This window comes from Streptomyces sp. CB01249, assembly GCF_001905735.1.
Taxonomy (GTDB): Bacteria; Actinomycetota; Actinomycetes; order Streptomycetales; family Streptomycetaceae; genus Streptomyces.
Window position 1 is genome coordinate 409144 of sequence record NZ_LISW01000001.1, and the last position, 22388, is coordinate 431531.

Annotated in this window: 16 protein-coding genes; 9 read left to right on the plus strand and 7 right to left on the minus strand. The window is 71.2% G+C overall.

Translation table 11 applies throughout. From position 1 onward, the window contains the following. Positions 1–9 precede the first annotated feature (9 nt). On the minus strand, positions 10–405 hold the full coding sequence (locus AMK18_RS01660) for an NTP pyrophosphohydrolase (RefSeq protein WP_073861364.1): 396 nt from the start codon (positions 403–405) through the stop codon (positions 10–12). A gap of 176 nt (positions 406–581) precedes the next feature. Between AMK18_RS01660 and AMK18_RS01665 the strand changes: the two genes are divergently transcribed. Further along, positions 582–1712 carry a hypothetical protein gene (locus AMK18_RS01665; protein ID WP_073861365.1) on the plus strand — a complete coding sequence of 377 codons (1131 nt, stop codon included), beginning with the start codon at positions 582–584 and terminating at the stop codon, positions 1710–1712. A 49-nt stretch (positions 1713–1761) separates the two neighbouring features. Here the strand turns inward: AMK18_RS01665 and AMK18_RS01670 are convergent, their stop codons facing one another. Then, positions 1762–2865 carry an LCP family protein gene (locus AMK18_RS01670; RefSeq protein WP_026171199.1) on the minus strand — a complete coding sequence of 368 codons (1104 nt, stop codon included), beginning with the start codon at positions 2863–2865 and terminating at the stop codon, positions 1762–1764. Positions 2866–3120: 255 nt separating this feature from the next. Between AMK18_RS01670 and AMK18_RS01675 the strand changes: the two genes are divergently transcribed. From AMK18_RS01675 to AMK18_RS01705, 7 genes are all read left to right on the plus strand, one after another. Then, positions 3121–4227, plus strand: coding sequence for a hypothetical protein (locus AMK18_RS01675; RefSeq protein ID WP_073861366.1), 1107 nt, complete (start codon positions 3121–3123; stop codon positions 4225–4227). After that, the gene (locus tag AMK18_RS01680; RefSeq protein WP_241836418.1) at positions 4224–5756 is read left to right on the plus strand and encodes a hypothetical protein; all 1533 of its coding nucleotides are present in this window, start codon (positions 4224–4226) and stop codon (positions 5754–5756) included. Before AMK18_RS01675 ends, AMK18_RS01680 begins: the two co-directional genes overlap by 4 nt. Before the next feature lie 188 nt (positions 5757–5944). Beyond that, entirely contained in the window at positions 5945–7159 is a 1215-nt protein-coding gene (locus tag AMK18_RS01685) for a CDP-alcohol phosphatidyltransferase family protein (protein ID WP_073861368.1), read from the plus strand. Then, positions 7156–11640, plus strand: coding sequence for a bifunctional glycosyltransferase/CDP-glycerol:glycerophosphate glycerophosphotransferase (locus AMK18_RS01690; RefSeq protein ID WP_073861369.1), 4485 nt, complete (start codon positions 7156–7158; stop codon positions 11638–11640). Before AMK18_RS01685 ends, AMK18_RS01690 begins: the two co-directional genes overlap by 4 nt. Beyond that, positions 11630–12439: a rhamnogalacturonan acetylesterase gene (locus tag AMK18_RS01695; RefSeq protein ID WP_073861370.1), complete on the plus strand. Its 810-nt coding sequence runs from the start codon at positions 11630–11632 to the stop codon at positions 12437–12439. The genes AMK18_RS01690 and AMK18_RS01695 overlap by 11 nt, the downstream gene beginning before the upstream one ends. A 14-nt stretch (positions 12440–12453) precedes the next feature. Continuing rightward, positions 12454–13176, plus strand: a complete 723-nt coding sequence (locus tag AMK18_RS01700) for an Ig-like domain-containing protein (protein ID WP_073862273.1) — start codon at positions 12454–12456, stop codon at positions 13174–13176. A 79-nt stretch (positions 13177–13255) separates the two neighbouring features. Continuing rightward, entirely contained in the window at positions 13256–14524 is a 1269-nt protein-coding gene (locus AMK18_RS01705; protein WP_241836419.1) for a phosphodiester glycosidase family protein, read from the plus strand. 51 nt (positions 14525–14575) lie between these two features. Here AMK18_RS01705 and AMK18_RS01710 read toward each other — a convergent pair whose 3' ends face one another. The 5 genes from AMK18_RS01710 to AMK18_RS01730 form a co-directional block, all read right to left on the minus strand. Continuing rightward, the gene (locus AMK18_RS01710) at positions 14576–16705 is read right to left on the minus strand and encodes a 3-hydroxyacyl-CoA dehydrogenase NAD-binding domain-containing protein (protein WP_018100715.1); all 2130 of its coding nucleotides are present in this window, start codon (positions 16703–16705) and stop codon (positions 14576–14578) included. Beyond that, positions 16702–17928 carry a thiolase family protein gene (locus AMK18_RS01715; protein ID WP_018100714.1) on the minus strand — a complete coding sequence of 409 codons (1227 nt, stop codon included), beginning with the start codon at positions 17926–17928 and terminating at the stop codon, positions 16702–16704. The genes AMK18_RS01710 and AMK18_RS01715 overlap by 4 nt, the downstream gene beginning before the upstream one ends. A 284-nt stretch (positions 17929–18212) precedes the next feature. Next, on the minus strand, positions 18213–19487 hold the full coding sequence (locus tag AMK18_RS01720) for a ribonuclease D (protein ID WP_026171197.1): 1275 nt from the start codon (positions 19485–19487) through the stop codon (positions 18213–18215). Between the two features lie 115 nt (positions 19488–19602). After that, positions 19603–20265, minus strand: coding sequence for a helix-turn-helix transcriptional regulator (locus AMK18_RS01725; RefSeq protein WP_018100712.1), 663 nt, complete (start codon positions 20263–20265; stop codon positions 19603–19605). 288 nt (positions 20266–20553) lie between these two features. Then, entirely contained in the window at positions 20554–21213 is a 660-nt protein-coding gene (locus AMK18_RS01730; protein ID WP_026171196.1) for a DUF3000 domain-containing protein, read from the minus strand. A gap of 92 nt (positions 21214–21305) precedes the next feature. Here AMK18_RS01730 and hemE point away from each other — a divergent pair, with 92 nt between their 5' ends. After that, on the plus strand, positions 21306–22379 hold the full coding sequence (gene hemE / locus AMK18_RS01735; protein WP_073861371.1) for a uroporphyrinogen decarboxylase: 1074 nt from the start codon (positions 21306–21308) through the stop codon (positions 22377–22379). The last annotated feature ends 9 nt before the right edge of the window (positions 22380–22388 follow it).

The following is a 22388-nucleotide window of genomic DNA, read 5'->3' on the forward strand; positions in this document are numbered from 1 at the left end:
GGGAAGGCCCTAGGCCCCCGGCCGCACCGTACGCGGCCCCGTGCACCGCGCCCCGTGCGCCTCGACCCGGCGGCGCAGCTCCCGGTCCGCGGTGACGACGACGCAGGGGCGCGGCGCGGCCTCCGCCGCCGCGCCCGCCGCCAGTTCGGCGATCAGGTCGTCACCGCTGCCCGGGGCCGCCTCCACCCGCACCCCGGGCACCGGCGCGACGTCCCGGGCCCGCCCCTCGACCACCAGCACCAGATCGACGGGGCCGGGCGTACCGGGCAGGCCGTCGGAGGCGTAGCGGACCAGCGAGTCGCGCAGCCGCTCGGCCGCGCCCCGCCGGTCGCGCCACCAGCCGTCCGGGACGGACCCGACGACATTGGCCGCGTCGACGATCACCAGGGGCAGCGGATTCGGCATGGGGTCAGCCTGTCATGTCCGGAGTGTGCCGAAACCGCGCGCAAGCGGTGCGGACGCGGTGATTCCAAGGGTTCGAACGGTGATTCTATGATGGGTGCTCCCCGCCTTCCGGATGCCGGTCGTGACACAAAGCCGCAGATCGGGGGCGGACCATCACGGAAGGAAGACGCCACGACATGCGAGTCAGGTCGAGACGTGCCCAGGGGAGCGCCTCGGGCAAGGGCGACGATGCCCTGCGAGACGTCGAAAGCGCCCGTGGCACCGGCGAGACCCCGGTCGACGGAGGCTGGCTCGTGCGTGGCAAGGACGGCAGGCTCACCGCCTACGCGCGCAACGAGGACGGGCTGCTGCGCTGGACCGAGGAGTGCCCCGGCGGCCCCGGCTGGCAGGGCCCCGAGTTCTTCCCGGTGCCGGACCTGACCCACCTCGGCGTCGCCCAGGGCCCGGACGGCTACGTCCACTTCATCGGCCGCCGCACGGTCCACGGCGACGAGGAGCAGCCGCAGGTCGACCTCGTGCACGCCATCCAGTACCAGACGGGCCGCCCGGTCACCGCGTGGCGGACCGTGGGCAATCCGTACAAGGACGGGGACGAGCGCGCTGCCCGCATCGGCCCGCCGGCCGCCGCCGTCGCCCCGACCGGCATGGTCCACGTCTTCGTCCGCAACGCCAACGGCGGCATGATGCTGCGCCGCGAGGCGAAGAGCGGCAAGTGGGAGGGGTGGAAGGACCTCAGGGGCACCCTGGGCAAGGAGACGATGGCCGTCGCGGTCGCCGATTCGGGCCGCATGGAGCTCCTGGTCCCCGGCACCAACAAGGCCATGCGGTGGGCGCAGGCCGAGCCGGGCGGCGCCTTCCAGAAGGGCGACAACCTCAACGTCAAGATCGCCGGCGGCGCGGTGAGCGTGCTGGAGACCGCGCCCGACCGCAACACCTTCTACTGGACCGACGCCACCACCGGCACCCTGGTCGCCACCCGCCTGGACACCCCGCCCATCACGATCGGGGACACCCCGGCCGAGGGCCGGATCGCCGTGCTCCGCGCCGAACTGGACGACTACGACTGCACGGTGCTCGCCCACCGCACCCGCGACGGCCGCGTGCTGCTCGCGGCCTGCGGTACGGAGAACGAGGCGGGCGGCCTGTGGTGGGCGGCGACCGGCGAACGCACCTCGGCGCCCCCGGCGTTGGCGCTCGACGGCGAGGGTCGCGTGGTGCTCGCGATGATCGGCGAGCGCGGCGGGCTGTACGTGGCCCGGCAGAACGACGAACCGGGCCTCGCGCTGGGACCGGCGCAACGGGTGTGAACCACCACGGCCCCGGGACCGCTCCCGGGGCCGTATGCCGCGATGCTGCTCAGCCCTGGCCGAGCGCCGGGGACTTCTTGGCGGACTCGGGGATCGGGGTGTCCTCGCGGAGCGCCTTCCACAGCGCGTCCGCCCGCGGCTTCACGGCCACGACGCGGTTGTGGTCGATCTTGTCGTACTCGACGGGGAGCATGATTGTCTCCATCGTGTCCGGGTCGACCCCGTTCATGGACCGGGCGAACTTCGCGAGCGAGGTGAGCGAGGCCAGTTCGTCGTCGGTGGTCAGGGCCGCCGTGGCCGAGTTGGCGATCTTGTAGGCGCTGGTCGGGCTGCCGAGCAGGTCCTGGCTCTTGACCTCCTTGAGCAGCGCCATCAGGAACTGCTGCTGGAGCCCGATGCGGCTCAGGTCGGTGCCGTCGCTGAGGCTGTACCGGGTACGGACGAACTTCAGGGACTCGGTGCCGTCGAACTTGTGCGGTCCGGCGTCGACGTTCAGCCCGGTCTTCTTGTCGTGGATGGGTTCCTTGACGTCGATGTTCACCCCGCCGATGGCGTCCACGAGCCCCTTGAACCCGGCGAAGTTGATCTCCAGGTAGTGGTCGATCCGCACCCCGGACATCTTCTCGACGGTCTTGACCACACACGCCGGACCGACCTGCGAGTACACCGAGTTGAACATCACACGGTCCTTGCCGGCCACCGTGGAACCGTCGCCCTTGGTGCAGTCGGGCCGGGTCACCAGGGTGTCGCGCGGGATGGACACGGCGACGGCCTTGTCACGGCCCTCCGGGATGTGCACGACGAGCGCGGTGTCGGACCGGGCCCCGCTGACCCCGATCCCGCCGCCCAGCTCCTTGTTCTCCGAGCCGGCCCGCGAGTCGGACCCCAGAACCAGCAGGTTCTGCCCGCTGGTGGGCAGCTTCTCGGGACGGTCCTCACCGAGCGCCTTGTTGATGTCGACGCCCTTGATGTTGCCGTTGAGGTGGCTCCAGAACCACCACGCGGTACCGCCCGCGGCGACGACGAGCACCAGGGCCGAGACCAGGATCACCCGCCGTATTCGCTGGCCCCGCGTCCGGACACGCTTGCGCCCACGGCGGCGGGGGGTCTCCGGGGAGCTCCCCTGGCCGGGGGTCGTGTCGTCTTGGCTCATCCTGAATGAGTCCTCACAGCTTGTGGCCTGGTCAGGGCGCAAATGATGGGGCTGGGACTCGGGTGGGGGGTGGAGCCGGTCCTCGTTTTCCCGGGATGAGCACTATAAGCAGTCGATCAGGTGTACGTACGAAGGCTGTCGCGCAACTGTGACAGAACGGGCGCTCATCGCTCATTTGTTCCGGTCCTGTCTATGATGTCTCGGTTCCGGCCCCCGTCGTGGGGGCCCGCTGCCCTGAAAGGTTGAGGACGAGCCATGCGGGGTGCCTCGCTGTACGGAACGGAGCGGCGGAACGCGCCCTCCGCCCATGGCGAGGGGGAGCCCGGCCGCACGGAGGGCGGTCCCTGGCTGCTCGTCGGACACGATGGCCGGCTCACCGTCTATCTGCACACCGGGGACGCGCTGCTCCGCTGGACGCAGGAGGCGGTCGGGGCTTCGCGCTGGTCGGGGCCGGACGCCCATCCGGTGAAGGACCTGACCCACCTCACGGTGGCCCAGGGGCAGAATCGTTACGTCCACTTCGTCGGGCGCCGGGTGCGGCCGAAGGCCGACGGCAGGTCGGCCGTGGACATCGTGTGCGCCACCCAGTACCAGACCGGACGGCCCGTCACCGAGTGGCGGTCGCTGGGCAACCCCTTCAAGGACCTCGACCGCTCCGAGCAGGTGGGCGTCCCCAGCGCGGCCGTGGCGAACGGCGGCGCGCTGTACGTCTGTGTTCCGACGGCGTGGGGCGGCGCGGCGCTGCGACGCGAGGACCGGAACGGGCAGTGGGAGGCGTGGAAGGAACTCGACATCGCCGGGGTCACCGACCGGCCGTCACTCGCGGCGACGGCCGGCGGACTGGTCGAGCTGCTCGCCCCCACCCGCGCGGCAGCCCTCCATCTGCGCCAGAGCGGCCAGGGCGAGGGCCTGGCCCGGGGCTATGACGCCGGCGTCGTTCCGCTGCCCGGGAGCGCGACGGCTCTGGAGACCGCTCCGGGGCGCATGACGCACTACCTGACAGATGTCCGCGGCGGCGGAGTCGTCGCCTTCCGGCCCGGGAACTGGCCGATGCCGCTGGGCGGAACTCCGGGCGACGGCCGCATCGCGGCCGTGCGGGGGACGGTGGACGGTTTCGACTGCACGGTGCTCGCGGTGCGGGGCCCGGACGGCTCGGTCCATCTGGGCGCCTGCTCCACCGAGGAGGAACGGGGCGGGATGTGGTGGACCGACACCGGTGCGACCGCCGCCGGTGACCCCTCGCTCGCGCTCGACGGATACGGGCGGGTGGTCGTGGCCGTATCCGGGGCCGACGGACGCCCCGTCCTCGCGCGGCAGACGGACGGCCCCGGTCTGACCCTGGGTGACTGGAGCCGGATATGAAAGCCCCTGCGGGGAACGGCCGTGTGGCCGTCGTGGCGGAGTGCGCGGCCGACGCCGCGCTGCTCGTCGCGGCCGAGGCGGCCGCCGGGCCGGAGATCGCGGTGATCTGTCTCCGGGACGACGGCGAGGAGGGGCGCGCAGCCCTGGACCGCGCGCTCGCCGACGCCTCCGCGCGCGGGTGCGAGGTGTGGGGGCGGCCCCGGATCCTCGACGAGCCCGGCGTCACCGCAATCGTGAAGGAGTTGCGGGCCCTCCAGCCCCTGCGCATCCGCGTCCCGGACCCCGATCCGACCCATACCGGCTGGGACACGGACCGGAACTGCCCCGTGCACGACGAGCCGCCGGGGCGCGCTGCCGGGGCGCTGCTCGCGCTGGACGCCGCACGCGTCCTCCAGCGCGAATCGGCGACGCCCGTACTGGTCGACTGCCGCCGGACGGAGGCGGCCACTCCGCAACTGCCCGCCACCTCCTGCCCGCGTTACCCGGCCGTGACGGGGTGGCTGACCGAGGGGTTCGACGGCCGGGCGACCGCGTTCCTCCCCTCGGCGGCGGGCGTGCTGCGGTGGACCCAGCCGCGCCCGCACGGCGCGGACTGGGACGGGCCCGAGCTCCTTCCGGGGCCGAGGCTGATGCCCGGCCTCCGTGTCGTGCGCGACCTCTCGGGCTTCGCCCACCTCTTCGCGCTGCGCAGGACCGCGCGCACGGACGGCGGGGCGAACGTGGAGATCGTCCACGCCGCCCAGTACCGCTCGGGGCATCCGCTCACTCCGTGGCACTCCCTCGGGAGCCCGAACCCCGGTGACGCGTACAAGAGCCGGGAGACCGGATTCCCGGCGGCCGGGTTCGACGCCGCAGGCGGTGTCGTGGTCTTCGCGCGGAACTTCGGGCACAGCGTGAGCTACCGCGAACAGCGGCCCGAGAGTGCCTGGACCCCGTGGCGCCACCTCTCGGGCCTGCGCGTCGCGGACGAACTGGTCACCGTCACCACGCCCAAGGGGGACGTCCAGCTCTTCGCCCGGCTGCGGGACACCCCGGGCGTCGTCCGCTGGCACCGGCCCGGGTACGACGCCGCCTGGACCGAGGACCGCGCGGTGCCGTTCGCTCCCCGCCCCGGCTCCATGGCGGCGGGCCCCGAACCGGGCACGGTGGTCTTCCGTGATCTGCGGACGAACGAGCCGTGCGTCTGGCAGTCGGGCGCGCACGCCCCGGTCCCCCTGGGGGCGGCCGAGGGGGAGGCGCCGGTCACCGGGGTGCCCGGGGTCCGCGTCGACGGGTGGGACTACTCGCTGCTCGTCCGCTCCGGGGCCGGCGGATCCTGCGAGATCGGCGCCTTCGCTGAGGGGCGGCCCGACGCGGGCGTCTGGTGGAACGGACTGGCGGGGGAGGCGGCGCACGGGGTGCCCGCGGTGCTCCGGGACCGTACCGGGAGGGTCACGGTGGCGACCCTGACGGAGGGCGCGAAGCTCGCGGTCTCTCACCGAGAGTCACACGCGGAGGGCTTCACCTTTGGATCTTGGTACTCAGCGTGATATTGGCGATCGCCGGCGATCGCCCCGCTGATCGCTGACGATCAATTATGGTTGGGGCTGGATCAAGTTTTGATAAGGTCTGCAAGCCTTCTTGTGAGGGACCCGTGTACATGTTGTGAACATGAAGGCACCTTCACGTTGAACGCGTCGGCGGGCCTGTTCGCTGTCGTTCTCGTGACTGAGGGGTTATGGCCAAACTGTCCCTGCGCGCTGTCCAGAAACTGACATGCAAGAAGCGCGACGCCTGGTGGACGGTGGTCCTGGTCGATCCCGTCGCGACCCGGATGCTCATCGTCATGGCCCGGTTCCGCTTCATCACGCCCAACCGCGTGACCTGGGCCGCGCTGTTCGTGGGGCTCGGTTCGGCCGCGATGTTCCTCAAGGGCGACACACAGTCCCTCATCATCGGGGCCGCGCTCTACCACCTGAGCTTCATCTTCGACTGCATCGACGGCAAACTGGCCCGCCTCAAGGGCAACGGCACCGTGTTCGGCGGCTGGCTGGACTACGTCTTCGACCGCATCCGCGTGCTCTTCTGCGCCCTGGCCCTCATGGGCGGCCAGTACCTGCGCACCGACGACGAACGTTTTCTGCTGGCTGCGCTGCTCGTCGTCTTCCTCGACATGCTCCGTTACGTGGACGCCCTCCAGATCTACAAGATGCGCATGTCGATGCGCGCGAAGATCGAGAAGGTCACCCGCGAGAAGCAGGAGGCCGAACTCGCCGCGGCCGAGGCCGCGCAGGGGACCGCGGAGGAGCCGGCCGCCCCGAAGATCCAGTTCATGGAAGACCTGCTGCGCGAGAACCCGGAGGCGGAGGCCCAGACCCTCAAGGAGCAGGCCACCGCCGGGCACGTCGTGGACCTTCACGCACAGTTCCGCCACCGCTTCCCCTGGTACCAGCGGTTCCGCCAGGCCCTGCTCCGCAGCCGGATCAGGCCGCACCTCATCAGCGGCATCGAGTTCCAGATGTTCATCTTCATCGTCGGCCCGCTCATCGGCCGGATCCTGGCGGTCACCGTGATCTCCGCGGTGCTCCTCGGCATCTTCGAGCTGGTCATCATGTACAAGTTCTGGCTCTCCACCCGTGACTTCACCGCCGTCATGGAAGAGCTGAGCGTCACGCCCACCCAGGCGGGCACCATCGCGCCCCACCTGCACCGCGGCCGGCACCGCCGGGGTGAACAGGACCCCCTCCTGGTCGACCAGCGGCTCATCGACCCGCAGCCCGACGAGGACCCGTTCTTCCAGCCGTACCCCGAGCCCTACACGTCGCAGGAGGCGGGCGGCTGGGAGGAGGGCCACACCCTCCGCCTCCAGGTGCCGGGCGGCTCACTCGGTGCGCGTCCGTCCTCCTTGCCGCAGCAGCGCCGCTACCCGGGTGAGCGAGAGAGCGTCCGATGAACAACGAACGCGACACACCCGATGTCTGGGTGACGGTGGTCATCCCGGCCTACAACGCCGCGACGACGATCGGCAAGGCCGTCCAGTCCGCCGTCAACCAGACGTACGAGCTGGTCGAGGTCGTGGTCGTGGACGACGCCTCGACGGACAACACACTCGACGTCGTCAAGAACTTCGCCGGCAACAACCCCCGGGTGCGGGTCCTGCGCCGCGGCCGGAACAGCGGGGGCGTGGGCGCGCCGCGCAACATGGGCATCGCCCAGGCCGCCGGCCGCTACGTGATGTTCCTCGACGCCGACGACGAGCTGCCCCCGAGGGCCTGCGAGCTGCTGCTCGCCAGCGCGCTGGAGACCGGCAGCGACATCACCGCGGGCAAGGCCATCAGGGTCAACCGGGCCACCGGCGACAGCCAGGCATGGGCTCCCGAGGTCTTCGCGCTGGGGCGTACCGTCCCCAACCTGGTGGAATTCCCGCTGATGCTCACCGACCCCATCGCGGCGGCGAAGCTGTACCGGGTGGAGTTCCTCCGCTCGCAGGGCGTCTTCTTCCCCGAAGGGGTCTTCTACGAGGACACCTACTTCTCCACCGTGGCCGGCTGTCTCGCCGACGGGATCACGATCATCACCGACCCCGTCTACCGGTGGATGTGGGAGACCGAGGGCGCCTCGATCACCGGCCGCACCGGTGAGCTGCGCAGCATCACGGACCGCATCGCGGTGCACCGCGCCACCGACGCGTTCCTCCAGGACCGCGGACTGTGGCAGCTCAAGGTCCGCAAGGACTCCAAGTTCCTCGCCCACGACCTCCGGCTCTACATGCGAGCGCTCGCCGAGGGCGGCCCGGACTTCCAGCAGGGCTTCGCGCAGATAGCGAGCAACTACCTCTTCTCCCTCAGCGAGGAGGCGTTCGAGCTCTGCGACCCCGTGGACCGGGTCCGTGCCTTCTTCCTCATGTACCAGGAGATCGAGGCCGCCCTCACCACGCTGGACTACGCGCAGCGCAAGAGCATGCTGTCGTCCTTCCTGGTCGAGGAGGAGGGGCGCGTCTACTGGTCGGGCGACCACATGCACCTGCCCGAGGCCCGGCGGATGCTCGACGTCACGGAACTCGGGCTCTCGACCGCGAACCTCTCCCAGGTCCCGCTCTTCGCCCAGCTCGACCGCTGGTCCGTCACGGACGGGAAGCTGAGTTACGAGGGCAGCCTCGTCAACCGCTTCGGGCGCATCGGATCCGGCGACGACCTCAAGCTCACGCTGGCCGTCCGCAACCGGCACACCAAGCGCGACCTCACCGCTCCCGTCCCGGGGACGGCCGTCGAAGTCGGCGAGCGGCTCGTCGGCTTCGCGGGGTCGGTGGAGCTGGAGTCCCTGCTGGGCAAGAACTTCTCCGACAGCACCGTCTGGAACGTCTCCATCATCGTGGAGTGGAAGCGGTCCCGGTCCCGGTCCCCGCTCAACGTGCGGGACATCGACCTCGCCGGCTTCACCTTCCGGGGCCACGGCCAGGACCTGGAGGGGTACCGCACGGTCAGCGGCAACCTCGCGCTGCGATGCGCCGTCGACGGCAGCCGCACCTTCGACGCCGAGCAGAGCGACCCGACCGCCCCATGGATGTGGTGGCTCGACAGCGTCTCCGCACCGCTCCCGCACGCGCCGGGCCCGTACGAGCTGGCCGTCGTGGTGCCCTGCTACAACGTCGAGAAGTACCTCGACGACTGCCTCGGTTCGATCGCCGCCCAGCGCGGGTTCGCGAGCACCCAGGTGATCCTCGTGGACGACGGCGCCACCGACGACACGTCCAGGATGCTGGACCACTTCGCCTCGTTCTACGCCAACGTGGTCGTCGTCCACCAGAAGAACGGCGGCCTCGGCAACGCCCGCAACAACGGGCTCGACGTGGTGACCGCGCCGTACGTCACCTTCCTCGACTCCGACGACATCCTCGGCGAGGACGCGCTGGCCGCGATGCTCCAGGCCGCCCGGCGCGACGGCTCGGACGTGGTGGTCGGCGACCTCGTCAACTTCCCGGACCGCCCCTACGGCCCCTGGAAGAAGTACTTCGGCGAGGGCGACCGCGTCGTCCAGGACTTCGCGGAGCTGCCCGACCTGGTCTTCAGCGGTTCGGCCTGCAACAAGCTGTTCAGCACCCGCCTGCTCCGTGAGCTGGGGCTGCGCTTCGGGGAGGGCGTCCACTTCGAGGACGCCTGGCTGACGCTGCCCGCCATGCTGCGCGCCCGGGCCATCAGCGTGGTCGACCGGCCCGTCTACTACTACCGCGGACGCCCCGACGGCTCGTCCATCATGGACTCCCTGTGGAGCAAGCCGGCGAACTACTGGGACCACCTCAAGCTGAACCACTTCCTGCTCGAAGTGTCGCGCGCCGAGTCCCCGGAGATCCGCAGGATGTTCCACCGGTACGTCACGCGTACCTACAAGGGCTTCCTCTGCAACGCCCGCAACATGATGGGCCGGTCCCAGCTGGAGGAGATCTTCCCCGGCCTGCGGGCCCACTACGCGGACATCCCGGACGAGGTGATCGACGAGTTCGTCACCAACCCCGCCCAGCAGCTCGACCACTACGCCGCCAAGACCGGCAACTTCGAGCTGTTCGTCTCGCCCGAGAGCGTGCTGGACAACGTGCCGCTGGCCGTCCACATGGACGGCAAGGGCTTCTTCCGCATGTTCGGCGGCCCGGCGAACCAGTCGAGTGCCGCCCGGGTGAAGGACCCCAACGTCGTCGTCGAGTCCGTGCGCTCGCGCGGCTCCGTCCTGGTGGTCGAGGGCTGCATGTCCTTCCCCGGCCTGAACATCGACTCGAAGTTCGTCAACCGCCTGGAGTTCGTGCACCAGACGTCCGTCGGGAAGATCGTCGTCCCGCTCCGCCAGATATACCGGCGCGACCTCAGCAACGCCAGGAACGGCAAGGACGTCTACGCCGGCTGGTACGCCGAGATCCCGCTGGAGAAGCTGACCGAAGGGGGATTCAAGGCGGGCGACTTCCGGCTCCGCGTCCATTCCCCCGAAGGCGAGCGCCACCGCAACGTCGTGATGAAGGCCCGGCTGCCCCTGCACCGCCTCAAGGGCATCGGCGGGATCGGCCGGCACTCGTACATGCTCACCATCGGTGACGGCGACTCCCTGCACTTCAGGCTCATCGGCCGCAGCCTGCCGGCCCGCGCGAAGCAGATCCTCTGGCGGACCGCCCGCGAGGTCAGGATCATGAAGCGGCGCAACCCCGGGTGGCGGATGAGGCTGGCCTACTGGCTGACCTACCCCCTGCTGCACTCCCGCGAGATATGGGTGATCGGCGAGCGCTCCGACACCGCGCAGGACAACTCGTACCACTTCTTCAAGTGGATCCGGCAGAACCGGAAGCGGTGCAACGCCTACTACGTCATCGACGGCAACTCCCCGGACCTCGCCAAGGTGAGCCCGTACGGGAACGTGCTGAAGCTCGGCTCGTGGAAGCACCGGATGTACCTGCTCCACGCCACCAAGCTCATCGGCGCGTACGACTCCGAGTCCTATCTGGTCCCGCAGGGATACCGGAAGGCCCTCTACCTGCACCGGTTCGGTGAGCTGATCCGGTACCAGCGGATATTCCTCCAGCACGGCATCACGTACAACGACGTGACCAGCGGTGCGTCGCAGTGGATCACCAGCTACGACATGATCATCACCGGCGGACGCCAGGAACGGGAGTTCTTCGCCGAGGAGGCGGGCTACGGGGAGCGTGCCGTCCTCGCCGGGTTCACCCGCTTCGACGCCCTGGACAAGGAGCCGAGGCAGCGCCCGCGCATTCTGCTCATGCCCACCTGGCGCCAGTGGATCGTGACCGCCTCGTACAAGAAGGGCCGGGGCCCGGCGAAGACCTCGTTCACGCAGTCCGAGTACTTCCGGTTCTACCGCGCGCTCCTGTCCGACCCCCGGCTGGCGCAGGCGCTGGACCGGTTCGGTGTGGACCTGGAGTTCTTCCCGCACTACGAGATCCGCCCGTACCTGCACCACTTCCAGCTGGACTCGCCGTCCATCGTCGTGGCCGATCCGCAGGCACGCAACGTGCAGCAGGCCATGAAGGAATGCTCGCTGATGGTGACGGACTACTCCTCCGTCTTCTTCGACGTGGCCTACATGGACACCCCGATCGTCTACGTCCCCTTCGACGAAGAGGACTTCTACGGCCGGCACTACAAGCGCGGGTACTTCAACCTGTCGACGGACGGCTTCGGCCCGGTCTGCCGCACGGTGGACGAGGCCGTGGAAGAGATCATCGCCTCGATCCGGAACCGGTTCGTCGTGCAGTCGCCCTACCGGGAACGGGCCGAGCGGTTCTTCGCGCACCGGGACCACGGCAACTGCGAGCGGGTCTACGAGGCGATCGACAGCCTGGGAACCGCCGGTGCGAGCGAGCTCGCACCTCCGGGACCGACCGTCCCGGAGCACGTGCGGCAGACGGAGAGGGTGTGGGCAAGTGCTGCATGACAACGGTGCGGGCGCCGAAGCCGCCTGCCGGATCTTCATCGCCGGCGATTCGACGTCGGTCGCGCGGGAGATGAGCCGGGCCCCGATGACGGGCTGGGGCCAAGTGCTCCCGCTCTTCTTCGACCGCCGGATCGAGGTGGTGAACTGCGCCCGCGCGGGCGCCAGTTCCCGTACGTTCAGCGAGCGCGGCAGGCTCGACTGGATCCTCCGGAACATCCGGCCGGGCGACTACATGCTGATCTCGTTCGGCATCAACGACGCCAAGCCCGAGAAATGGCTGAGGACCGAGGCGTTCGGCGACTTCCGCACCTACCTCCGCCACTTCGTGGACGGCGCCCGCTCCCGCAACGCGCACCCGGTGCTGGTGAGCACGCACGAGCGCAACACCCACGACGCGCACGGAAACCTGTCGCGGGAGCACGTGGAGTACGCCATGGCGATGAGCGACGTCGCCGTGGAGACCAGCACGCCCTACATCGACCTGTACCACCAGAGCCTCTCCTGGTGGTCGGAGCTGGGCGACGAGGGCACCCGCTCCTTCTTCATCCACCTCGGGCCGGGGGAGCACCCCAACTACCCCGAGGGCTTCGACGATCCCGGGCACCTCGTCCCGGCCGGAGCCATCGCCTGCGCCCGGTTCGTCGCGTACTCCCTGGTGGCCCAGCAGATCATCCCGGCGAACTGGACCGTCGACCTCGACCGGCAGGACTTCCCGCCCTCCGCGGTGACCTGGCTGGACGACGAGGCGCACGCGGCCCTGACTCATTCCCGGACCTCCGGTGCGGGGGCGGAACTGTGACGGACGTACGGCACATGTACCCGATCGCGCGGCTGCGCAGCGTCCAGCCGGGCCGACCCGAGATCGTCTGCACGGTGGAGCTGCACGGGGACAAGGACCCCGCGCTTCCCCTGCGGCCGGGCGAGACGGTCGAGTTCGAGTTCAAGGTCATCCCCGAGGGCCCGGGGTCGCGCTACTACGGCTATCTGATGGTGGAGTCCTTCAGCGAGGCCGCGACGATCGAGCGGGCCGCCGGAATGAGCCTCCTCGCGGTCGGCGACCGGTACGCCACCTCCACGGTCGCGGGCGAGGAGCGCACCGCCCGGTTCGCGCTCACGGTCCACGAGAACGTGCCCCGCCACGCCTTCCTCGTCCCCCAGCTGCGCGCGGGCGTCATCGCCGACGGCGGCAGCAGCCTCACGGCGAGCACGCGGTCGGTCAAGCAGCTCGGCTACCGGATCGCCCCCCTTCCGCCCCAGGGCAGGAAGCTCATGGTGCCGCCGGGCTACCGGGGCGCGCTCAACGGGCTCACGGAAGGGCTCGGCGACGGCGTACGGCTCGTCGGCGTCGGCCCCGCGCGGTTCGGGGAGACCTCCGTGACCCCGGACGGGCTGGTGACGTACAGCCCGGTCGCCGGATTCGCGGGCTACGACTCCTTCGACTACGTACTCGCCGACCCGGCGGAACGACTCACCCGCGCCCAGGTCACCGTCTACGTGGGTGACCTGACCATGACGCCGGGAGCCATCGCGGGCTGAGGCCCGCGGTGCGAACCGGCGTGCTCTCCGCGCCGACCCGAACCAGGACCGCCGAGTGACTACCAGAGGGGCGGCCGGCATGAGTCGTACGGGCGCGTACGCCCTGGCCGCCTGCCTGTTGCTGTCCTCCTGCGCCCCGGGCGGCGGCGGGGCCGACGACGAGGGCGCGTCGCCCAGGGCGGCAACCCTTCGGCCCTCGGTGCCGGCCGGGGCCGAACTCACCCGGTCCACCCGTCGGCTCGCCGACGGAAGCCCGGTCCGGGTCGGCGTGATCGCCGTGTCCCCCGACGCGCCGCTGCGCGTGGAAGCGGTGCACGGAACCTCCCTGGCCCGCTCGGAGACCGTGCGCGCGATGGCCGGAACGGCGGGCGCCTGGGCCGCGGTCAACGGCTCGTTCTTCGACATCCGCAGCGGGCCCGCGTTCAGCGGCTACGAGGGAGACCCGCTCGGCGTGTACGTCGCCGAGGGCAGCCTGCTGAGCGAGGCCGCCGAGGGACGGACCGCCCTGATCCTCGGCGGGGGCTCGGCCAGGCCCCGGATCGGCGAGGTCACCTCGTCCTCCTCCCTGGCCGCATCCGACGGCGCGCACCGGGAGCTGGACGGGATCAACCGCATGCCCGGCCGCATCCTGGGGTGCGGGGGAGTGGGCGGCGACCGGCTCGCCCGGACCGGCGAACCCATGTCCGCCCCCGCGCACAACCAGCTGTGCGTGGACGAGGACGAGATCGTGGCCTTCACGGGCGAGTGGGGCGCCGCCACCCCGAAGGGCGACGGCGCGGAGGCGCTCCTCGACCGCGACGGACGGGTGACGGCGCTGCGGTCGCCCGCCGGAGGCCCCGTCCCCCGGGGCGGACGCGTCCTGAGCGGCACGGGCGAGGGCGCGGCCTGGCTCAGGGCCCACGCCCGGCCGGGGGCGCACCTGAACGTGACGTCCGAGGTCCGCGACAGCCGGGGCGTCCAGCTGTCCGGCGCGGAGACCTCGGTGGTCGGCGCCGGCCCCGCGCTCGTCCGCGACGGCCGCCGCTGGATCAACGGCGAGGCCAACGGCCTGACCCGGGCCGCGCTCGACCGGCGGGAGCCCAGAACCGCCGCGGGTGTCACCGAGGACGGCACGCTGCTGCTGGTGACGTTCGACGGGCGGCAGCCGGGCGTCAGCGTCGGGGTGTCCATGCCGGAGGCGGCCGACATCATGATCGCGCTGGGGGCGAAGGACGCCGTCAACCTGGACGGCGGCGGATCGACCACGATGGTGGTCGACGGCGAGGTGGGGAACAGGCCGACCGACTCCCCGGGCGGCCGGCCGACCGAACGGGCGGTGGCCACCGCCGTCGCGGTGATCGCCGAATGAACCGCGGCCCGGCACGTGCGTGCCGGGCCGCCATTCGCGTCAGCGAGCCTGTTACGCCGGAACGCTCGCCACACCCGCGTCCAGGAACTTCTTCCCGTTCACGCGCTCCGAGACGCCCTCGCGGTCCAGGTACGGCGTGATGCCGCCCAGGTGGAAGGGCCAGCCGGCGCCCGTGATCAGGCAGAGGTCGATGTCCTGGGCCTCGGCCACGACGCCCTCGTCCAGCATCAGGCCGATCTCCTGGGCCACCGCGTCCAGGACGCGGTCGCGGACCTGCTCCTCGGTCAGGACGGTGTCGCCCTGCTTGAGGAGGGCGGCGACCTCGGGGTCGAGGACCGGCGCGCCGGAGTCGTAGACGTAGAAGCCGCGCTTGCCGGCCTTGACCACGGCCGCCAGGTTCTCGGAGACGGTGAAGCGCTCCGGGAAGGCGCGGTTCAGGGTCTCGGAGACGTGCAGGCCGATCGCCGGGCCGACGAGCTCCAGGAGCACCAGCGGGGACATCGGCAGGCCGAGCGGCTCGATGGCCTTCTCCGCGGTCTCGACGGGGGTGCCCTCGTCGATGACGTTCTGGATCTCGCCCATGAAGCGGGTGAGGATGCGGTTGACGACGAACGCCGGGGCGTCCTTCACCAGCACCGCGGTCTTCTTCAGCTTGCGGGCCACACCGAAGGCGGTGGCCAGCGAGGCGTCGTCCGTCTGCTCGCCGCGCACGATCTCCAGGAGCGGCAGGATCGCGACCGGGTTGAAGAAGTGGAAGCCGACGACCCGCTCGGGGTTCTTCAGCTTCGACGCCATCTCGGTGACCGAGAGGGACGAGGTGTTGGTGGCGAGGATCGCGTGCGCCGGGGCGACCGCCTCGACCTCCGCGAACACCTGCTGCTTGACGCCGATCTCCTCGAAGACGGCCTCGATGATGAAGTCGGCGTCGGAGAAGCCCTCCGCCTTGTCCAGCACACCGGTGACCAGGGCCTTCAGGCGGTTGGCCTTGTCCTGGTTGATGCGGCCCTTGCCGAGCAGCTTCTCGATCTCGGCGTGGACGTAGCCCACACCCTTGTCGACGCGCTCCTGGTCGATGTCGGTCAGCACGACCGGCACCTCCAGGCGGCGCAGGAAGAGCAGGGCGAGCTGGCTGGCCATCAGGCCCGCGCCCACCACGCCGACCTTGGTGACCGGGCGGGCCAGGTTCTTGTCCGGGGCCCCGGCCGGGCGCTTGGCGCGCTTCTGGACCAGGTTGAAGGAGTAGATCCCGGAGCGCAGCTCGCCGCCCATGATCAGGTCCGCCAGGGCCTGGTCCTCGCGGTCGAAGCCGGCGGACAGGTCGCCGTCCTTGGCCGCGGCGACGATCTCCAGCGCGCGGTACGCGGCCGGGGCGGCGCCGTGCACCTTGGAGTCGGCGATGGCCCGGCCGCGCGCGACGGCCTGGTCCCAGGCGTCCCCGCGGTCGATCTCGGGGCGCTCCACGGCGACCGTGCCGTTGAGCACGTCCGCGGTCCAGACGAGGGACCGCTCCAGGAAGTCCGCGCCCTCGAAGAGCGCGTCCGCGATGCCGAGCTCGAAGACCTGCTTGCCCTTGAGCTGGCGGTTCTGGTTCAGCGAGTTCTCGATGATCACCGAGACCGCGCGGTCGGCGCCGATCAGGTTCGGCAGCAGCACGCAGCCGCCCCAGCCGGGGACCAGACCGAGGAAGACCTCGGGCAGCGAGAACGCCGGCAGCGCCTTGGAGACGGTGCGGTACGAGCAGTGCAGCCCGACCTCGACACCGCCGCCCATCGCCGCGCCGTTGTAGTACGCGAACGTCGGGACCGCGAGGCCGGAGAGGCGGCGGAAGACGTCGTGGCCGCCCTTGCCGATGGCCAGCGCGTCCTTGTGCTCCTTGAGCAGCTCGACGCCCTTGAGGTCGGCGCCGACCGCGAAGATGAACGGCTTGCCGGTGATGCCGACGCCGGTGATCGCGCCGTCGGCGGCCTCCTTCTCGACCTGGTCGATCGCGGCGTCGAGGTTCGCCAGCGACTGCGGTCCGAAGGTGGTCGGCTTGGTGTGGTCGAAGCCGTTGTCCAGCGTGATGAGGGCGAAGCGCCCCGCACCGGCCGGCAGGTCCAGGTGGCGTACGTGCGCCTGGGTGACGACCTCGTCCGGGAACAGCTCGGCCGCACCCTTCAGAAGCTCGGTGGTGGTGCTCACTTGTCGCCTCCGGCGTTCTCGAAGTGCGGGTTCTCCCAGACGACCGTGGCGCCCATGCCGAAGCCGACGCACATGGTCGTGAGGCCGTAGCGGACCTCGGGGTGCTCCTCGAACTGGCGGGCCAGCTGCGTCATCAGCCGGACGCCGGAGGAGGCCAGCGGGTGACCGTAGGCGATCGCGCCGCCGTACTGGTTGACGCGGGCGTCGTCGTCGGCGATGCCGTAGTGCTCCAGGAAGGCCAGCACCTGTACGGCGAACGCCTCGTTGATCTCGAAGAGACCGATGTCCGAGATGGAGAGACCCGCCTGCGCGAGGGCCTTCTCGGTGGCCGGGATCGGCCCGTAGCCCATGACCTCCGGCTCGACGCCCGCGAAGGCGTACGAGACGAGGCGCATCTTGACCGGGAGGCCCAGCTCGCGGGCGACGTCCTCGGCGGCGAGCAGCGAGGCGGTGGCGCCGTCGTTGAGCCCCGCGGCGTTACCGGCGGTGACGCGGCCGTGGGCGCGGAACGGGGTCTTCAGGTTGGCCAGGGACTCCATGGAGGTGCCCGGGCGCATCGGCTCGTCGGCGGTGACCAGGCCCCAGCCGGTCTCCCCGGCCTCCGCGTTGGTACGGCGCACCGAGACCGGCACCAGGTCCTGCTGGATCTTGCCGTTGGCGTACGCCTTGGCGGCCTTCTCCTGCGACCGCACCGCGTAGGCGTCGGCGCGCTCCTTGGTGATCGTGGGGTACCGGTCGTGCAGGTTCTCCGCGGTCATGCCCATGAAGAGGGCGGACTCGTCGACCAGCTTCTCCGACACGAACCGCGGGTTCGGGTCCACGCCCTCGCCCATCGGGTGGCGGCCCATGTGCTCGACACCGCCGGCGACGACGACGTCGTACGCGCCGAAGGCGATGGAGCCGGCCGTCGAGGTGACGGCGGTCAGGGCGCCCGCGCACATGCGGTCGATGGAGTAGCCCGGGACGGACTGCGGCAGACCGGCGAGGATGCCGGCGGTACGGCCGAGGGTCAGGCCCTGGTCACCGATCTGCGTGGTCGCGGCGATGGCGACCTCGTCGATCTTCTTGGGGTCCAGGTCCGGGTTGCGGCGCAGCAGCTCCCGGATGGCCTTCACGACGAGATCGTCGGCGCGGGTCTCGTGGTAGATGCCCTTCGGGCCCGCCTTGCCGAACGGGGTGCGGACGCCGTCTACGAAGACGACGTCCCGGATGGTACGAGGCACGATGGCTCTCCTCCAGGGTGCGGGATGGCACTGCTGCGGGGCGCGCCCGGAGGCACGCCGCTCCGGTCATGCTACTTGCGGGTAACCAGACTGCCCACCCCCTGTGGCCGGAGCGGCGAAGGTCACACGCGGAAACTGCCCGGAGAGCACCCCTCCGCACACGGAGAATGGCCCGGACGGACTCGAAAACGAGTCCGTCCGGGCCATTCGCGCTCCGAGCGGGACCGCGCGGAACGTGGCGTGATTACGCCCCTGTCCTATGCCGTCACGAGGGCCCTCTGCCGTTACGAGGGCTGCGTGAGCGCCCGGTACAGCAGCGGGGCCACCTGCTCGATCTGCCAGTGCCGCGCGCCGTACCCGGCGAGCGCGGACTCCACCGTCTCCGGCGTCGGGTTCTTCGGCGGCTCCCAGCAGACCCGCCGCACCGTGTCCGGAGTGATCAGGTTCTCCTGCGGCAGGTGCAGCCGCTCCGCCAGCGCGGAGACCGCGGCGCGGGCCGCGGAGAGCCGGGCTGCGGCGGCCGGGTCCTTGTCGGCCCAGGCGCGCGGCGGCGGCGGTCCCGCGAGGGCCTGGCCGGGCTGCGGCAGCTCCGTGTCGGGCAGCGCCTTGGCCCGGTCCACGGCGGCCTGCCACTGCTCCAGCTGGCGCCGGCCCATGCGCGGACCGAAGCCGGTGAGGGCGGTCAGCGCCTGCGTGTTGGCCGGAAGGGAGAGGGCGGCCTCGATGATCGCGGCGTCGCCGAGCACCTTGCCGGGCGAGATGTCGCGCCGCCGGGCGATCTGGTCCCGGGCGTTCCACAGCTCCCGGACGACCGCCATCTGACGGCGGCGGCGGACCTTGTGCATCCCGGAGGTGCGGCGCCACGGGTCCTGGCGCGGGGGAGCGGGCGGTGCCGAGGCGATGGCGGAGAACTCCTCCTGGGCCCATTCCAGCTTGCCCTGCCGGTCGAGCTCGTCCTCCAGCGCGTTGCGCAGGTCGATGAGGAGCTCGACGTCGAGCGCGGCGTAACGCAGCCAGGGCTCGGGCAGCGGGCGGGTGGACCAGTCGACGGCGGAGTGGCCCTTCTCCAGCGAGTAGCCGAGGACGTTCTCGACCATGGCGCCGAGGCCGACGCGCGGGAAGCCGGCCAGCCGTCCGGCGAGCTCGGTGTCGAAGAGCCCGGTCGGTGTCATCCCTATCTCGCGCAGACAGGGCAGGTCCTGCGTCGCCGCGTGCAGGATCCACTCGGTGCCGCGCAGGGCCTCGCCGAGCCCGGAGAGGTCGGGGCAGCCGACGGGGTCCACGAGCGCGCTGCCCGCCCCGTCGCGGCGCAGCTGGACGAGATAGGCGCGCTGGCCGTAGCGGTAGCCGGACGCCCGCTCGGCGTCCACGGCCACCGGGCCCGAACCCGCGGCGAATGCGGCGATCACCCCGGCCAGGGCGTCGTCGGACGCCACCACCGGCGGAATGCCCTCGCGCGGTTCGAGCAAGGGGATCGGCGCCGGGGCGACGTCGTCCGGGGGAGCGCCCCCGGTGGTTCGCAGTGATGTGTCTGCTGCGGTCTCTTGGGCGTCGGTCACGTGTCAAGGGTATCTGTGTGTGCGCGGCGCCTGCCGACGGAACGTTCCGTCGGCAGGCGCCGATGCACGTAATCCAGCCGGTTCCGTACGCCGTGCACCGGCCGGGGGCGGGGAATCAGTGGATGATGCCCGTCCGCAGGGCCACCGCGACCATGCCGGCGCGGTCGCCGGTGCCCAGCTTGCGGGCGATGCGGGCGAGGTGGCTCTTCACGGTCAGGGCGGAAAGACCCATGGAGACACCGATGGCCTTGTTGGACTGGCCCTCGGCGACGAGTCGCAGGACCTCCACCTCGCGGCCGGACAGTTCGCGGTAGCCGCCCGGGTGGCTCGGGGTGCCGGGGGGCCGGCGGTGCATCCGGGCGGCGGTGGCGCCGATGGGGGCGACGCCGGGACGGGCCGGGTGGCCGATGTTGGTACGGGTGCCGGTGACGACGTAGCCCTTGACGCCGCCCGCGAGGGCGTTGCGCACGGCGCCGATGTCGTCGGCGGCGGACAGGGCGAGACCGTTGGGCCAGCCGGCGGCTCGGGTTTCGGACAGCAGGGTCAGCCCGGAACCGTCGGGCAGGTGGACGTCGGCTACGCAGATGTCGCGCGGGTTGCCGACGCGGGGACGGGCCTCCGCGATGGACGACGCCTCGATGACGTCACGAACTCCGAGGGCCCACAGATGGCGGGTCACGGTGGAACGGACGCGCGGGTCGGCCACGACGACCATGGCCGTCGGCTTGTTCGGGCGGTAGGCGACCAGGCTTGCGGGCTGCTCGAGGAGAACGGACACCAGGCCTCCTGGGGAGTGGCGGGGCGGTCCGGCTCGGGGGTGAAGCCGGGGCGAACCGTGCTTGAAGGGTCATTGACTCCTTCGGCAGCAGACCCCTGCTCCTTTAGGGGAAGATCACGATTTATTGAGTAACAATTCGGGCAAATGGGGTTCTCGATCGGTTCTTGAGAGCGTTTTCTGCTGGCTGAAACTGATCGCATGACGCGGTGTCACGGAAATCGTCCGACGCGGCGGCACGAAAAAGGGGCGGCCCGGAGGCCGCCCCGCTCGCGCCGGTCATGACAGGGACTACGTCGTCTGCGGGCCCCGGCGCTGTGGGAGCGTGACCACCGTCGCGTCGAGAGGGCCCGACGGCGGCAGGCCCGCGATCTGGCAGAGCAGGTCGCCCCAGGCGACCAGGTGCGCCGCCGCGTCCGGTGCGCCGCCCAGCCCCTCGCGCGGGGTCCAGGAGGCCCTGATCTCGATCTGCGTCGCGGGGCGCCGGGTCTCCAGCGCGCCGAAGTAGTGCGAGCCCGCCATGGTGACCGTGCCGCCCGCCTCCCCGTAGAACAGGCCCCGGGCCTCCAGCGCGCCGGTCAGCCAGGACCAGCAGACCTCGGGGAGCAGCGGATCGGCGGCCATCTCCGGCTCCAGCTCGGCGCGGACGAGGGTCACCAGCCGGAAATTGCCCTGCCACGCCTCGTGGCCGGCCGGGTCGTGGAGCAGGACGAGCCGGCCGTCGGCGAGGTCGTCGTCGCCGTCGACCACCGCCGCCTCCAGCGCGTACGCGTGCGGGGCGAGCCGCTTCGGCGGCCGGGTCGGCTCCACCTCCAGTTCGGGGCGCAGCCGCGCCGCGCGCAGCGCGTCCACCGCCGAACGGAACGCGGACGGTACGGCACCACCCTCCGCGCCGTCCGTGCCGTCAGCGCCATCGGATTGACCGGAGATGTGTCCCTGAGCCGCAGCCATGCGGGGAAGAGTAGGCGGAACGGGAGCTCCGTGCGCGGAAGGACACCCGTGCGGGGCCGGGCTCGTTGCCCACGCGTGCGAAGATTCTGTGCGTGAGTGCCAACGACCGCCCCTCCGGGCCGCAGACGAAGACTTCCGCCACCTACGACTCGGCGTTCCTCAAGGCGTGCCGGCGCGAGCCGGTCCCGCACACGCCGGTCTGGTTCATGCGCCAGGCGGGGCGCTCGCTGCCCGAGTACCTGAAGGTGCGCGAAGGCATCCCGATGCTCGAGTCCTGCACGATGCCGGAGCTCGTCACCGAGATCACCATGCAGCCCGTCCGCCGCCACAAGGTCGACGCCGCCGTCTACTACAGCGACATCGTCGTCCCGCTGAAGGCGATCGGCATCGACCTCGACATCAAGCCCGGCGTGGGCCCGGTGATCGCCGAGCCGATCCGCACCCGCGCCGACCTCGCCCGACTGCGCGACCTGACCCCCGAGGACGTCCCGTACGTCACCGAGGCCGTCCGGCTGCTCACCGCCGAGCTGGGGGAGACCCCGCTGATCGGCTTCGCGGGCGCGCCGTTCACCCTCGCGAGCTACCTCGTGGAGGGCGGGCCCTCGCGCAACCACGAGCACACCAAGGCCATGATGTACGGCGACCCGGAGCTCTGGGCCGACCTGCTCGACCGGCTCGCCGAGATCACCGGCGCCTTCCTCAAGGTCCAGATCGAGGCCGGCGCCTCGGCCGTCCAGCTCTTCGACTCCTGGGTCGGCGCCCTGGCCCCCGCCGACTACCGGCGCTCCGTGCTGCCCGCCTCCGCGAAGGTCTTCGACGCCGTCGCCGCGTACGACGTCCCCCGCATCCACTTCGGCGTCGGCACCGGCGAACTGCTCGGCCTGATGGGCGAGGCCGGGGCGGACGTCGTCGGCGTCGACTGGCGGGTGTCGCTGGACGAGGCGGCGCGCCGCGTCGGCCCCGGCAAGGCGCTGCAGGGCAACCTCGACCCGGCGGTGCTGTTCGCGCCGACCTCCGCGGTGGAGGCCAAGACCCGGGAGGTGCTGGACGCGGCCGCCGGTCTGGAGGGCCACATCTTCAACCTGGGCCACGGCGTCATGCCGAACATGGACCCGGACGCGCTCTCCCGCCTCGTCGAGTACGTCCACACCCGCACCGCCCGCTGAACCCCGCGC